General features: G+C 31.4%; 14 protein-coding genes. 5 read left to right on the top strand and 9 right to left on the bottom strand.

The features are described 5' to 3' along the window. Positions 1 to 34: 34 nt before the first annotated feature. The 9 genes from C4S77_RS04190 to C4S77_RS04150 all read right to left on the bottom strand — a co-directional run bounded on the left by C4S77_RS04190 (position 35) and on the right by C4S77_RS04150 (position 9,633). Positions 35 to 811 (bottom strand): hypothetical protein, encoded by a 777-nt coding sequence (locus C4S77_RS04190; RefSeq protein WP_105246287.1) that lies wholly within the window; start codon positions 809 to 811, stop codon positions 35 to 37. A gap of 1 nt (position 812) precedes the next feature. Beyond that, the gene (locus C4S77_RS04185) at positions 813 to 1,592 is read right to left on the bottom strand and encodes a hypothetical protein (protein ID WP_105246285.1); all 780 of its coding nucleotides are present in this window, start codon (positions 1,590 to 1,592) and stop codon (positions 813 to 815) included. A 1-nt stretch (position 1,593) separates the two neighbouring features. Beyond that, positions 1,594 to 2,358, bottom strand: a complete 765-nt coding sequence (locus tag C4S77_RS04180; RefSeq protein ID WP_105246283.1) for a hypothetical protein — start codon at positions 2,356 to 2,358, stop codon at positions 1,594 to 1,596. Between the two features lie 44 nt (positions 2,359 to 2,402). Then, positions 2,403 to 3,971, bottom strand: coding sequence for a hypothetical protein (locus tag C4S77_RS13340; RefSeq protein ID WP_260209413.1), 1,569 nt, complete (start codon positions 3,969 to 3,971; stop codon positions 2,403 to 2,405). Positions 3,972 to 3,992: 21 nt separating this feature from the next. After that, positions 3,993 to 5,951 carry a type VI secretion system Vgr family protein gene (locus C4S77_RS04170; RefSeq protein WP_105246281.1) on the bottom strand — a complete coding sequence of 653 codons (1,959 nt, stop codon included), beginning with the start codon at positions 5,949 to 5,951 and terminating at the stop codon, positions 3,993 to 3,995. 425 nt (positions 5,952 to 6,376) lie between these two features. Beyond that, positions 6,377 to 6,775 (bottom strand): thiol-disulfide oxidoreductase DCC family protein, encoded by a 399-nt coding sequence (locus C4S77_RS04165; RefSeq protein WP_105246279.1) that lies wholly within the window; start codon positions 6,773 to 6,775, stop codon positions 6,377 to 6,379. A gap of 11 nt (positions 6,776 to 6,786) precedes the next feature. Further along, positions 6,787 to 7,416, bottom strand: a complete 630-nt coding sequence (locus tag C4S77_RS04160; RefSeq protein ID WP_105193701.1) for an acyl carrier protein phosphodiesterase — start codon at positions 7,414 to 7,416, stop codon at positions 6,787 to 6,789. A 15-nt stretch (positions 7,417 to 7,431) separates the two neighbouring features. Beyond that, on the bottom strand, positions 7,432 to 8,814 hold the full coding sequence (locus tag C4S77_RS04155; RefSeq protein ID WP_105246277.1) for a tetratricopeptide repeat protein: 1,383 nt from the start codon (positions 8,812 to 8,814) through the stop codon (positions 7,432 to 7,434). Positions 8,815 to 8,928: 114 nt separating this feature from the next. Then, positions 8,929 to 9,633, bottom strand: coding sequence for a biotin--[acetyl-CoA-carboxylase] ligase (locus C4S77_RS04150; protein WP_105246275.1), 705 nt, complete (start codon positions 9,631 to 9,633; stop codon positions 8,929 to 8,931). Between the two features lie 119 nt (positions 9,634 to 9,752). Between C4S77_RS04150 and rsfS the strand changes: the two genes are divergently transcribed. From rsfS to C4S77_RS04125, 5 genes are all read left to right on the top strand, one after another. Continuing rightward, positions 9,753 to 10,157, top strand: coding sequence for a ribosome silencing factor (gene rsfS, locus C4S77_RS04145; RefSeq protein ID WP_105193698.1), 405 nt, complete (start codon positions 9,753 to 9,755; stop codon positions 10,155 to 10,157). A 14-nt stretch (positions 10,158 to 10,171) separates the two neighbouring features. Further along, complete coding sequence (gene ftsH / locus C4S77_RS04140) at positions 10,172 to 12,160, top strand: ATP-dependent zinc metalloprotease FtsH (RefSeq protein ID WP_105246273.1); 1,989 nt, start codon at positions 10,172 to 10,174, stop codon at positions 12,158 to 12,160. 115 nt (positions 12,161 to 12,275) lie between these two features. Further along, entirely contained in the window at positions 12,276 to 12,851 is a 576-nt protein-coding gene (locus C4S77_RS04135; protein ID WP_105193696.1) for an LUD domain-containing protein, read from the top strand. 25 nt (positions 12,852 to 12,876) lie between these two features. Further along, positions 12,877 to 13,731, top strand: a complete 855-nt coding sequence (locus tag C4S77_RS04130) for a phosphatidate cytidylyltransferase (protein WP_105246271.1) — start codon at positions 12,877 to 12,879, stop codon at positions 13,729 to 13,731. Next, complete coding sequence (locus C4S77_RS04125; protein WP_105246269.1) at positions 13,728 to 14,384, top strand: phosphatidylserine decarboxylase family protein; 657 nt, start codon at positions 13,728 to 13,730, stop codon at positions 14,382 to 14,384. The genes C4S77_RS04130 and C4S77_RS04125 overlap by 4 nt, the downstream gene beginning before the upstream one ends. The last annotated feature ends 26 nt before the right edge of the window (positions 14,385 to 14,410 follow it).

Genomic DNA, 14,410 nt, shown 5'->3' with positions numbered 1-14,410 from the left:
ATAAATGAAAAATCGGGATATAGGTAAATACATTTTAGTAGTTAGGAACTTTAGAAGGTGAATTTTCGGTTATTTTTTCACGTTGAATTTTATTTTTATAATATTCTGCAATCGCATAATATTCATCAGAAGCCATATCCAGTTCGGTTTTTCCTGTTCTGCCATCAATAAAAATATATCTTCGGGGCGTATTATAATAATAATTGTTAACAGGAAGAGAACCTCCCACGCGAGGGTCCGGGTGGTAATTTTTGAGTTCTTCGGGAGTTAGAGTATAAACAACTACATAGGCAGGATAATCATAAGGATTTTTTTTATCCCAACCTCTGCGTACATCGATATATTCCCTTTTACCAAATTCTTTTTCCAGATCTATATGATACTCTTTCTTTATTTTATCTATTACCTGAGTATAAGTAAAAGGGTAATCTTGGTCATAGTTTTGATTGTTTATTAATTCATTATTTATATCATAATCTTTCCAATTACCTATTCTACAAGAATAAAAATATATACCCCCCCCTTGATAAATACCAATTTTTTTATCATAAAATTTCATTAATTTATAAGGACTATTTTTTTTACTTATATCTTCTCTATAAAAATCAGGTTGCCATATTAATTTAATCTTAGTACTGTCTTCTAAATAAACTACTCCATTATTTTGGCTTCTGTTCTCCTTAAACCATTGAATATCGAGTTTTTGTAGGGTGTCTACAGTGGGAATTAAAGAAACATCTTGTGCATAGGTAAGCAGACAACCAAGAAAGAATAAGGAATAAATGAAAAATCGGGATATAGGTAAATACATTTTAGTAGTTAGGAACTTTAGAAGGTGAATTTTCGGTTATTTTTTCACGTTGAATTTTATTTTTATAATATTCTGCAATCGCATAATATTCATCAGAAGCCATATCCAGTTCGGTTTTTCCTGTTCTGCCATCAATAAAAATATATCTTCGGGGCGTATTATAATAATAATTGTTAACAGGAAGAGAACCTCCCACGCGAGGGTCCGGGTGGTAATTTTTGAGTTCTTCGGGAGTTAGAGTATAAACAACTACATAGGCAGGATAATCATAAGGATTTTTTTTATCCCAACCTCTGCGTACATCGATATATTCCCTTTTACCAAATTCTTTTTCCAGATCTACATGATACTCTTTCTTTATTTTATCTATTACCTGAGTATAAGTAAAAGGGTAATCTTGGCTATCATCATTAAATGTAACCCATTTTTTTAAATCAACATGAAAACCTTTCCATTTTCCAATTTGTATATTAAAAAAATTAAGTCCACCCCCCATATATTTACCGCTTTTTTTGTCATAAAGTACCGTTAAAACATAAGGACTATTTTTTTTTCGCAAATTTTTTCTATATGAATTATTTTGCCATATAAGTTCTACCTTTGTACTGTCTTCTAAATAAATAATTCCTCCGTTTACATCCTCATTTTTCTCAAACCATGAAATATCAAGTCTTTGTAGGGTGTCCACAGTAGGAATTAAGGAAACATCTTGTGCGTAGGTAAGTAGGCAACCAAGAAAGAATAGGGGATAAATGAAAAATCGGGATATAGGTAAATACATTTTAATAATTAGGAACTTTAGAAGGTGAATTTTCAGCTATTTTTTCTCGTTGAATTTTATTTCTATAATATTCCTGAGCTGCATAATATTTATCAGTAGTAATATCTAATTCAATTTTCCCCGAACGTCCGTTTATAAAAATAAATCTTTGAGGAGGATTATATCCATAGTTATAAGATTCGGGAGCTTCTTTTACTCGTGGATCGGGTAGATAATTTTTTAAAGCCATATTATCTAAACTATAAGAAACCATATATTTTGGATAATCATAAGGGTCATCTTTATTCCAACCTCTTACCAAATCTATAAACTGACGTTTACCAAATTCTTTTTCCAGATCTACATGATATTCTTTCTTTATTTTATCTATTACCTGAGTATAAGTAAAAGGGTAATCTTGATTTTCATTTTTATATATTTTTAATTTACCTGTTTCATCATAAACTTTCCAGGGAGAAATTCTCAGATTATAAAAAAATACACCACCCCCTCTGTATTCTCCAGATGATTTATCATATAATATTGTTAAAACATATGGGCTATCTTTTTTCTTTATGTCTTTCCTAAATTGATTGGTTTGTTGGATTAATTTTATCTTAGTACTGTCTTCTAAATAAACTACTCCATTATTTTGGCTTCTGTTCTCCTTAAACCATTGAATATCGAGTTTTTGTAGGGTGTCTACGGTAGGAATTAAGGAAATATCTTGTGCGTAAGTAAGTAGGCAACCAAGAAAGAATAAGGGATAAATAAATAATTGGCGCATGGTTTTTTATTATTTACTTCTACATCAAATATACTATTTTTATCTTAAATTTCAATAGCGGGATTAATTATTTTCCACTGCCAGTAAAAAGAGGTGTACGGGGTAGGAGAATAGTCCATCAGGTTGAGGGTCGTATTCGGTTTAAATACAAACTTTTTATTAGGGTTTAGCCGGTATAGGCTTTCGGCTTTTCCGGTTTGGCTTCCATACATTCCGTCTTTCTTATTGATAAAGGTATGTGCCAGCCCCAGGGCATGGAGGCATTCGTGGCTTGGGGTATTGGCAGGAAAATTAGAATCCAGCTGTATTTTAAACATCAGCACCCATTTGTGTTTAGGGTGGGTAGAACCTTTAGTTTGCTTTCCGTTGCAGTTTAACCCCAGGGCAAAGAAATAAACCGCTTCTCCTTCCGGGTACAGGCTGTATTTGGGTTTTCCGTTTTCTTCTTTAGCTTCGGCTAATGCCCGATATAAGCGCTCGTGCACCCCGCCATCTTCTTTACGGATTTCTTTATCTACTGTATTATCATCTATACAATAGCCTCCGGTTTTAAAATCGGGGTTATGGGTCAGGTTCAAAGTTTTATCACCATTGAATTGCTCCCATTCGGGAAGAAGGAGAAACTGGTGCAGATAATACAGATACCGGATATTTGAAGGCTGGAATTCACCTATTTGTTCTTTATCATCATTTAAAATGTTCATTATCGTATCTACCAATACAATTTTTTGCCTTTGTATATAGGCTTCGTTGTTGGGTAGGGCAATAACCCTTCCTGCCAGTTGCGGAACGGGGTTTCCTGCATAGAGTGCCCAAAGGCTGATTTTCTGGGGCTCGGAAAAGCTTTTTTTGCAGCTAAGTTCCAGTACTACATTAGAAACCAATCCTTCGTAATAAGGAGTAAAAGCCAAAGAGGAAAAATCTACGGAGTTATACCTTTCGTTATGCTCTTTCCAGTTAGTATCAAAATAAGGGTTTTTGCTTACCAGTATTTTCTCGGGTTTTTTGCCTGCCACGTCTATATACAGGTTAAAAGCCGCACGAAATGGAGGAGAGACATAACCATCTTTTCCTTTCATTTTTTCGTCCTGTTTTCGGCTGGTTTCTTCATCAAACAGAGCCAGATAAGGGATATAGTATTTTTCTGTTTTATATTTGCGGCCCAGCCCCAGTTGCTTATAGGTATTACGGTAGGCTTGCAATGCTTCTTCCTGCCCAGAGTAGGGCGTGGTATTTCCTTGAGCATCTATGCTTTTTATGCCATTTTGCAGCAGGCTTTCTATCTGCACGGGAGTATGAGATACCCAGGGAATTACTTCATGCTGCTGGTACCAGTCAAAGCCGAATTGCCCATTGTAAACCTCATATTCTTTTCCGGCTATTTTTACTTTGGAGGCAGTGGTGCTTTCCAGATTCACTAACGGGCGAAGTTCTACAAGGGTAGTGCCTGTCGTTTCTTCCTGTTCAGGATGGGGGTCGGCCTTTCCGAATATAATTTCCGGGGCTTCCTGTATCACTTTTTTAGCAGTAAAGGTTATATCTCCCTTAGCATATACATGATAGTTACCCTTGGTATATTCGGTAATTTTTCCTCCCGATAGTCGTATTCTCATGGCTGTAGAGCTACAATTGGGTTAAAATAATTGGTTTTTTTCATTGCTGTTATTTTTTAAAACACTTTGGGAGTTATGTTTGATTTCCTCATCGCAATAGGTATCTATTCGGTCTTTGCTGATAATTTTTCTTTTATTTTCAGTATAAGATTCAATATCTCCGCTCACTTCCTCCTTCATCATACCAAAGATTTTTAATAGGTAGTTCATTCCCGTTCTCAGTAAGCTGTTTCCTCCTACATTTGTGTTCATATCCTGTCCGGCCACAATATTTATGTCTCGTTGGGCATTTATGTTAATATTTCTGCCGGCATTCAGGGTAATGTCTTTCAGAGCCTCAATATTCAGGCAGTCTCCCTGGCTGTCTATATGGAACTTGTTTCCCTTAGTATCTGCCAGGGTAATATTTTTAAATTCCTCAAACTCCAGATAATGCCCACTATGAGTTTTAATTACCTTAAAGCGATTGTCGGGGGTATAAAATCCGCTGATTTCCTTTCCGTTGTAGCGGGTTCCCAATACATAGGGCCTTTCGGGATTATGATCTTCAAAGCCAATAAGTACCTCTTCTGCGATTTCGGGAATAAAGTAAAAGCCTTTTCCGGCTCCTCCGTGGGGTTGCATCTGACGAATCCACGGACTTTGTTCGTTGGCAGACTGCCAGGCAAATCGTACCCGGATTCGTCCCATTCCTTTCGGGTCTTTGTTATCGGTAACCACTGCCGGCTGGGTTTCGCATACCGCCTGCGGAATTTCTTCTACCGGAACTACTTCCAGGTCTTTAGGAATAGCTTTTAAACGGTTATAATAGCCTTCTCCATCTTTAAACTCGTGGGAAATTTCAATGATTTTATAAGATTCCAACGGCACATTTCCATCTTTGAATATCTTATGTCCAGCAATCCAACCATGAAGCTTAATAATATCGCCCAGCCGTAAATTAGGATTTTGGGTTTTCATCTCTACCACTGCTACGTTTTTGTTTTCCAATTGCTTCTTTTTTACAGCCCGGTTCAGCTCTTGGTAATCTGCCTCGGAAAAGCTGCCGGCATAATGTTTTTGGGGGTTGGTAGTAAAGATTTTTTCTGAGGTTTCCTGAGCAAATTGCTGAAAAGGATTTTTGCTTGACTGCAAACTGTTTTCTTCGCTGTGCACTTTCAGGTTTTCCGCTCGGTTATAGTCATAAGCGGTATATTCGAAAGCTTGGGGAGCCAACTTCATTTGCAGGCGGTATTCAAAGAAATCCTGCTCTTCAAAAAGCTCTACGGTTTTTCCTCCCCAACCGCCCAATACGATTTGCTTTCCGTTGTAAAAGAGGTTTTCACCATATCGGGCACACAAACTGCGTAAAAACTGCCAGTCGCTCTGGTTGTATTGTACTATATAGGGGAGTTTATCTTTTGCATGGGGGCGCAAATCTCCCTGCACACGGTCTGTGGGGTAGCCGGCCAATATCCGGCTCATAATTTCGGAAAGGTTCAGGTTTTCAAAACTGCAGCAGTTCTCCCCGTTATCCAACAATATAGTAGGGGAAAAGCCTATAAGCACTATATGGGAATAGCCGTCTATGCGGCGGTTTTCTATTTCGGTTATGATTCCGGTAAAGAGATAAGTAGAAATACCCAATTGTTTAAATTGTATAGTGCAACGTTTTCCTAATACATATTTGCTGTTAGATAGCGGATAGGCAGAGGTTTCTGCAAATTCTTCGCTGGGGCAGAGAATCTCGAAACGGTCGTGCCGAGAGATTTTAGAATCAATAGACAGGGAAAAGTGGCTATGTTTAAGTATTTCTTCACCACCTACGGTCACGGTGGCATAAATAATGTGAGAGCCATCCAAGTCTTTTTCACGACTGGCTCCGTAAACTACCTGGTTAGAAAGTTGTTTGCGTTTTTTTATAATATCAGGAGGAATAAGGTAGGAGTCAGTTCCGGGAATACGGTATTGTTCGTCTTCGGGAGTAATAAAATCAGACATTAGATAGGTATTTAATAAAAATTATTATTATTTATATATGTACAAAAATATAAATTATTTTAATATAATACGGTTTTAAATCATGTATTTTTGTTTATTTTATTATAAATGTGTGTTTTTGTTATGATAATTAAACATAAATATATTTTGTCGAAATGGTTATTTATAAGGTTTCGGGATAGGTAATTTATCATAAACCTAAGCTGAAAAGTTTAGGAACGTTGAAGACAATGGAAATGGATGGTTGAGGAAAAAAATTATTGTATCAACTCTATTTTGACATCGATAAAACCAATAAGTAGATTAAATATAGGAAAGTACAGAAGCGGACAGAAAATAAAAAAAATTAAATAAATTTTTGAAAATAAAAACCAGGCATTTTATCTTTTAATTAGTCTTTCTTAGAATAATAATATTTCTGTTCCTTAAACTATAAAACGTTTTTTTAATTCGGGAGTAGGTACCATACATTGATCTTTTTTACCAAACCATTTGTATCGGTTTTTAGCTATATAATCATATACTATGTTTCGTAAGCATGCAGGCAATATTATAAAAATATACAAAAGATTATAAGGAAACCCCATTTGCAAGGCAATCTTTAAAGCAGCAGTACTTTTTATATAATAAGCTTTATTGGGTTCATAAAGAATAATAGAATTCCAATGATCTTTAGATAGGTTTCTTTCCTTTAAAAAATTAATCCCGAATTCTGATTGTAAAGATGCAAATTTAAATTTTTCTTTTTGGTCATGTTTAATTACAAACTTTACAGTAGAATTACATAAATTACAAATTCCATCAAATAAAATAAGGTATTTCATTTGGAAATTATTTAATGTAAAAAGCTGTTTTCTTTAAACATTTCCTCATACTGAGGAAGTTGTTTAACAATAAAATTTTTACAAAATTTCTGCAATTGAGGATAGAATTGTAAAAATTGTTTTTCGATATTTTTTTCTTTTAAATATATCTCTTTTAGGGAGTTACTCATGTTAGAATGAAACTTAGACTTTTTACTTAAATTGTAGAGCGTCCATTCTATACCTTCAAAAGTTTTATATTTTTCGAACCAGTCATCCTTGATCATAGAAGAAAGAAATCCATTTAGCCTTTGAGGAAATAATAATTCTTTACTCTGAACCAATTCATAACATTTCTGCTTAAAATATTCAAATTCATCTTCACAAAACAAATGCCAGTTCTTAATTAAAAAATAATCATAAATAACATCTGTAATTATAGGGGCAAATTTTCCATAAGAATTATGAAAAATACTTGTAGTTTGCTTTACAATAGGATGAAAATCGGTATAAGTATCAATATTTCGGTGCAATAAAATTCCTGCCGCTATAGATTGAGGGTAATTTTGATAATCTTTTCCTCGTACCACTTCGCCCAAAACATTACCTACTTGTATATCTGTAATGTTATACGATAGTAATTGATGGGCTACTATGTTCATACGTTATTTTTTATATTATATATTTAAGTTAATATCAGGATTGATTTGTTTTGTACTGTTTTTTGGAAAAATACAATATTTTTCTTTCATCAGCTCTTTTATTTTGGGATTCAATTTTAATGCCATCTTTAAATATAAATCACTCTTTTTCTCATTCTTTAATAAGTAATAACAATTGCTTAATTGAAAAAATAATTCTGCGCGGTTAAAATTTTTAAAGCTTTTATGCAATATATTGGCAGCTTTAGAATAGTCTCCTAAACTGATCAGTATTTCGGAATATCCTAACCAGTTATACATATGATCGGGCTCTAAATCTAATATAATTTCAAAAGATTCGGATGCTTCTTCAAATTTTCCCAATTGGATATTTATGTAAGCATATTTTTTCCAGTAACTCACATTTTTAGTTTCAATATCTAATGCTTTGTTTATATAGTGTAGGGCTTCTTCATTATTTCCCAATGTGTCATGAATGTTGGAAATTTCAAACCAGGCTTTATCAAATTGAGGGTCCTCTTTTACGGATTTTTGAAATGATTTTAATGCTAATATGGGCTTATTCAGTTTAATATATGCTTGTCCTATTTTAAAAAGAGTAAAAGCTGCTGTATCATCAAAACCTAAAGATTCCTCATAAATTTCTATAGCTTTTTCCCAATTATCTAATTTTTCGTAACAAAAGGCTTTTTGGGTATATCCGGCAATGCTTTTAGGATTAATTATAATAACATAATCAAAAGCATGTAATGCATTTTTATATTGGTTAAGATTTAAATATTGTAAACCTAATTGAAACCAACTTTCTTCAGAATAAGGGTTAATATCAATGAATTTTTTTAAAAAATTAATACATTCTGAATTTTGATGTAAGATTTCAAAACAATGTATACAGGAAAATAAAGAAAATTCATCATTAATATTATATTCCAGGGCTTTTTTATAAGCATTCAAAGCTAAAGAAGGCTCATTAATTTCTAAAAATTCGTTTCCTAAACAATTATAAATATAATCTTCGTCTTCTTCATTCTGTAAAGCTTGTGTATAAAAATCGATTGCTTTATGAGGAAATTTTCTTAAAGACCAGTATTTAGCCGTAGCAATGATATAATCTGTATCTGTATAACATAAATCCTTCAAATATTCAATTAAATTGTAGGCTTTATGAAGATCTTCAATTCCTACGAAATACTCCAGTTGTTTAATTTTAATATCTATATTTGAAGGGTATTGATCAAAAGCAACATTCAACGCTTTGAGGGCATATTCATAATCATAAATATCCAGATAAAATGAAATAATCTCACAAAATTCATCAGAATCAAAATATCCAGATTCATTTTTTTCCATCATTTCTTCAAACCGATTGACTAATTCATTATCAAAAAATTCTTCCACGTTATTAAGCTTCTATTTTAAAATATATGTAAAAATACATAAAAAAATAATTTATAAAAAGCAAATCGAATTATAATTTATTCACAAAAACTTAACATAGAATAAAAAGTTAAATTATTCGTATAGAAATTCAATTTCTTTTATTTTAAATTTTTCAATTAATTTGTTTTCAAGTTCCAGTAGTAAAAGCCCATCTTCATCCACACCTTTAATCCTACCTTTAACTATAGAATTTTTAATTTTAAAAGACATGATTAAATTTTTACCAAATAGATAATTATTATAAGTTTTATAAAGATATTCGCTATGATCTAATAAAGAGTAATTTTCTTTAAAGTTAATTAATAAATGATTTACCAGGCTTGAGAGAGAGTAACTTTTAGATGTAAGAAGAGTAAGGGAAGATGCTCTTAATAAGTCCAAATCCGAAAAATCTGTTTGCAATACGTTAATACCGATTCCTATAATGAAAGTACCTTTAGATTTTTCAATTAAAATACCACAAATTTTTTTTCTTTTTATTAGTATGTCATTGGGCCATTTAATAGATGTAGAAAGATGAGTAATTTTTTCAATAAAATTTCTTACAACAATAGCCACCCAAAAACTCACAGAAAGAGGAGAAATCGAAGAATTAGCAAGACAAAATGTCAGGGCTATATTTTTTTTGGGTTCGCATAACCAGGAATTTCCTCTTTGTCCTTTTCCCTGTAACTGGTTAAAAGTATAAACCCCGGAAAAATTTTCTTTAAAATAAAGTAAATTTTCCTTAACATATTCATTAGTAGAATCGATTTTTTCAAAAAATTTTAATGGCATAGGTTTTGACTACTAAATAACGTGTTAAATTTATTAAATTTAAATCAAAAGAAATTCTAAAATGATTATTTTTGCATAACCAAACCAAATTAGGGTTTATTATATTACATTAAAATTAGATGACAGAAACTAAGATAGACAACAATACATTATTAGAATATATAATTAAAGGAATAGAAGAAGTTAAAGGGTATGATATAACAATATTAGACTTTACAAAGTTAGAAAATACAATTACCGATTATTTTATCATTTGTACGGGAAATTCCAATACACAAGTTTCAGCAATATCCAATTCAGTAGAAAGATATGTGAGAAAGCATATTAAAGAAAAACCATGGCACATAGAAGGTACTGATAATGAGCAATGGGTATTGATGGATTATATTTCTGTAGTTTTACATATTTTTCAACAAGAATATAGAGAATATTACGATTTAGAAAATTTATGGGGTGATGTACCAATAACTAAGATAGCTAGCGAAGATAGTGATGATAAAAAATTCAATTTAAAACTAAATTAAAATAAGATTCAATTTTGGAACCAAATAATAAAAAAAAGAAAAGTAAAAAGCCGTTTTCATTTAACTGGTTTTATGGGATTTTAATCATTTTTGTAGTGTTATTATTATCTCAACAGTTTTTAAATTCAGGTCAGGAAACAAAAATAGATTCAGCAAAATTCTTTTCATTACTTGAACAAAAATATATTAAAAAAGTAATTTTTGTTAATGAATCCTCAGAAGTAAAAGTATATCTTACCCCTGAAGCTAAGAAGGACTCTAAAGTATACAATAATGACCAAGGATTAATTCCGTTTAATCAAATTTCAGATTCTCCCCAATTTACTTTTATTGCCGGAGATAAACAATTATTTGAAAAAAGGTTTAATGAGGATAAAATAAAATATAATTTAGAAACTAATTTGGAATTTGAAAATCCTAGCCCATGGGGAGGAATTTTCATACAATTATTATTACCTATATTATTTTTTGCTCTCATTTGGTATTTCTTATTTAGAAGAATGGCCGGAGGTACAGGTGGTGGCGGAGGTCAAATTTTTAGCATTGGACGTTCGAAAGCTAAATTATTTGATGAAAATGATAACATGAGAGTAACATTTAAAGATGTTGCAGGACTGGAAGGAGCAAAAGAAGAAGTTGAAGAAATTGTAGATTTTCTAAAAAATCCTAAAAAATATACAAAATTAGGAGGGAAAATACCTAAAGGAGCTTTATTAGTAGGTCCTCCGGGGACTGGGAAAACTTTATTAGCCAAAGCGGTAGCGGGAGAGGCTAAAGTACCTTTTTTCTCTCTTTCCGGGTCAGATTTTGTTGAAATGTTTGTAGGGGTAGGAGCTTCTAGGGTTAGAGATCTTTTCCGACAAGCTAAAGAAAAATCACCTGCAATTATTTTTATTGACGAAATAGATGCTATAGGAAGAGCAAGGGGAAAAAATAATATTACTGGGTCTAATGATGAAAGGGAAAATACCTTGAACCAGTTATTAACAGAAATGGATGGTTTTGCGACAGATACCAGTGTAATCGTTTTAGCAGCAACCAATAGAGCAGATGTCTTAGATCAAGCATTAATGCGTCCGGGACGTTTTGACAGATCTATTTATGTAGATTTACCAGACCTTAATGAAAGAAAAGAAATATTTAAGGTTCATTTGAAACCTTTAAAATTAGATCAGGATTTAGATATAGATTTTTTAGCGAGGCAAACTCCCGGATTTAGTGGTGCAGATATTGCTAATGTTTGTAATGAAGCTGCTCTTATTGCTGCCAGAAAAGGAAGAGAATCTGTTGGTAAACAAGATTTTTTAGATTCAGTAGATAGAATAATAGGAGGATTAGAAAAGAAAAATAAAGTTATAAAACCCCATGAAAAGAAAAGAGTTGCTTTTCATGAATCGGGACATGCAACTATTAGCTGGATGGTAGAACATGCAGCTCCTCTTCTAAAAGTAACTATTGTACCTAGAGGACGATCTTTAGGTGCTGCATGGTATTTACCTGAAGAAAGACAGTTAACTACAACAGAACAGATGTTAGATGAAATATGTGCAACATTGGGAGGGAGAGCTGCAGAAGAGGTAATATTTGGAAACATATCTACAGGAGCATTATCAGATTTAGAAAGAGTAACGAAACAAGCTAATGCTATGGTTACTATCTATGGATTAAGCGAACAAATTGGTAATATATCTTATTATGATAGCTCTGGCAATGAATACGGATTTACGAAGCCATACTCAGAAGTTACAGCAGAAACCATAGATAAAGAAATTTCTAAAATTATTGAAAATCAATATAAAAGAGCTATCCAGATATTAACTGATAATAAAGATAAATTAACCCAACTAGCTAATAAATTATTAGAAAAAGAAGTAATTTTTAAAGAAGATTTAGAAGAGGTTTTTGGAAAGAGAAAATTTGATGATACCGATTTTTCAGAAGAAATAAAAGAAGAAGAAAAAGAAGAAATAAATCATTCAGAAGAAGAAACTAAGACAGAATAAGCAAAATGAAACAAAAGAATATTTAAAAAGTTCTTATTATTATAGATTATTCATAATATGTGTTTTTTTTATATATTTGAATAAGAAAATAATCAGAAATTTAACAAAAATTTGAATGGGATTTCTTGATAAAATATTTGGTAAGAAGAAAGGGAAAGAATCAGAAGCTTTTGATTGGAACGATGATAAATTGGAAGAAGACGTATTATTTACAAAGAGATTTAAAGCAGGAGGAGGAATGTTTTTTTATTGTGATAATAAAAATGAAGCCTTACAACATTTACAGGAAATTCTTATAAATGAAGATATAAGTGAAGTTTTATGTGTAGAACATGAACTTATATCTTTAGTTAATGTTTTAGATTGTAATTATACTACCCAAAGTAATCAAAAACAAGATATAGCTCTAATTAGTTGTGAATATTTGGTAGCTTTAGATGGATCTATAATGATATCTTCTGATCAAACACGTCATTTAAAGAAATCGGATCTTCCAAATAAAATAATAGTTTGGGCTAATCCTAATCAAATTATAAGTTCTTCCAGTGCCGGATTAGCTAAAATAAGATATAATAAAAAAAATAGTATTCCTTCTAATATAACCTCTATATATGGTAATCAGGTACAAGGTTTTAGTGATATATCAACAGCAAAAAAATTATATTTACTTTTAGTAGAAGAATGCCTTTAATTTCAGATAATTAATAAAAAAAACAATGATAACTCGTTCTCTATCAGGAATAGTCTACGTATTGTTGGTATTTTTATGTACTACAAATTTCCTTACAGATGTAGCGTATATTTATTTTAATATAAAAATACAATCTTCCTATCCATTTTACATATTAATTTCTCTATTTTTTATAGGCTGTATGATAGAAGCTGTTAAAATTCTTAATTATAAAAATATTTTATTTAAAATATTAACTTTTATTCTCGCCGGATTCATCTATTATAACTTTTCTAAAGACTATTTTGTTAATAGTTTAAATTTCACATTATATTATTGGAAATATATAATGCTTTTAATATTATTTGCTCTATCTATTATAACTTTATTTCGGTTTACTGAAGAACTTGTTACAGATAGTGGTAAACTAATATTTACAGCTATTTATTTGGGTATTCCTTTTAGTTTAACTTTAGCTATTCCTAATAGTAATAATCCGTTGACCTCAGAAATATTTTTTATATTTTTACTTATCTGGATTAGTGACTCTTTTGCTTATTTAGTAGGGAGAAAATTTGGAAAAAGGAAGCTTGCTCCTAAAATTTCCCCAAACAAATCTATAGAAGGTTTACTGGGGAGTATCATATTTACCATTATAACAGGTATAATAATTGAAATCAACTATTCGCAATTACGGGGTAACTGGATTATTATAAGTATTTTAATAGCGTTATCTGCTCCTATAGGAGACTTGGCAGAATCTAAATTAAAAAGATTTTTTAAGGTAAAAGATTCAGGTAATCTGATGCCCGGACATGGTGGAATATTAGACAGGTTAGATAGTTTTATTTTCTGTATTCCTGTTATATTTTTATATTATTTAATTAATTCAGTATTATGAGAATCCATAAGGAAGGTAAGAAAATCATTCTTGTTAGTATCATAGGAATTTTACTTTTAAGTATAATCCTGTTTTATTTATTTCGTTGTTGGTCATGGATAATGATTGTACCGTTAGTGATATTAGAAGCCATGATCGTTTGGTTTTTTAGAAATCCAATAAGAGAATATGAAGCTAAACCTGAAGAAATCATTGCTCCTGTAGATGGAAAAGTAGTTATAGTAAAAGAAGTATATGAAAAGGAATATTTAAAAACAAATTGTATACAAATTTCCATTTTTATGTCGCCTTTAAATGTACACGTATGCAGGTATCCGGTAACAGGAAAAGTAATTTTTAAAAAATATCATCCCGGAAAATTTTTAGTAGCTTGGCATGAAAAATCTTCTGAATTAAATGAACGTACTACAGTAGTGGTAGAAAATCCTAATAAAAAACAAATTTTATTTCGACAAATAGCCGGAGCTATGGCTCGTAGAATAGTTATGTATTCAGAATTACAAGATAAAGCTGAAGCAGGAAAAGAATTTGGTTTTATAAAATTTGGATCTCGAATGGATGTGTTTTTACCTCTTGGTACAGAAATATTGGTAAACGTAGGAGAGGTTATAAAAGATGGAGGAATAAAAGTAATTGCAAGATTAAAAAATTGATTATTATGAACTTTTTTATATTTGTG

Source organism: Apibacter adventoris (genome assembly GCF_002964975.1).
Taxonomy (GTDB): Bacteria; Bacteroidota; Bacteroidia; order Flavobacteriales; family Weeksellaceae; genus Apibacter; species Apibacter adventoris.
This window is presented reverse-complemented; position numbering and strand designations above follow the sequence as displayed.

Coding starts and splice junctions, on each gene's coding strand:
- C4S77_RS04190 (WP_105246287.1), bottom strand. CDS start 811: ATGTATTTACCTATATCCCGATTTTTCATTTATTCCTTATTCTTTCTT.
- C4S77_RS04185 (WP_105246285.1), bottom strand. CDS start 1,592: ATGTATTTACCTATATCCCGATTTTTCATTTATCCCCTATTCTTTCTT.
- C4S77_RS04180 (WP_105246283.1), bottom strand. CDS start 2,358: ATGCGCCAATTATTTATTTATCCCTTATTCTTTCTTGGTTGCCTACTT.
- C4S77_RS13340 (WP_260209413.1), bottom strand. CDS start 3,971: ATGAGAATACGACTATCGGGAGGAAAAATTACCGAATATACCAAGGGT.
- C4S77_RS04170 (WP_105246281.1), bottom strand. CDS start 5,951: ATGTCTGATTTTATTACTCCCGAAGACGAACAATACCGTATTCCCGGA.
- C4S77_RS04165 (WP_105246279.1), bottom strand. CDS start 6,775: ATGAAATACCTTATTTTATTTGATGGAATTTGTAATTTATGTAATTCT.
- C4S77_RS04160 (WP_105193701.1), bottom strand. CDS start 7,416: ATGAACATAGTAGCCCATCAATTACTATCGTATAACATTACAGATATA.
- C4S77_RS04150 (WP_105246275.1), bottom strand. CDS start 9,633: ATGCCATTAAAATTTTTTGAAAAAATCGATTCTACTAATGAATATGTT.
- rsfS (WP_105193698.1), top strand. CDS start 9,753: ATGACAGAAACTAAGATAGACAACAATACATTATTAGAATATATAATT.
- C4S77_RS04135 (WP_105193696.1), top strand. CDS start 12,276: ATGGGATTTCTTGATAAAATATTTGGTAAGAAGAAAGGGAAAGAATCA.
- C4S77_RS04130 (WP_105246271.1), top strand. CDS start 12,877: ATGATAACTCGTTCTCTATCAGGAATAGTCTACGTATTGTTGGTATTT.
- C4S77_RS04125 (WP_105246269.1), top strand. CDS start 13,728: ATGAGAATCCATAAGGAAGGTAAGAAAATCATTCTTGTTAGTATCATA.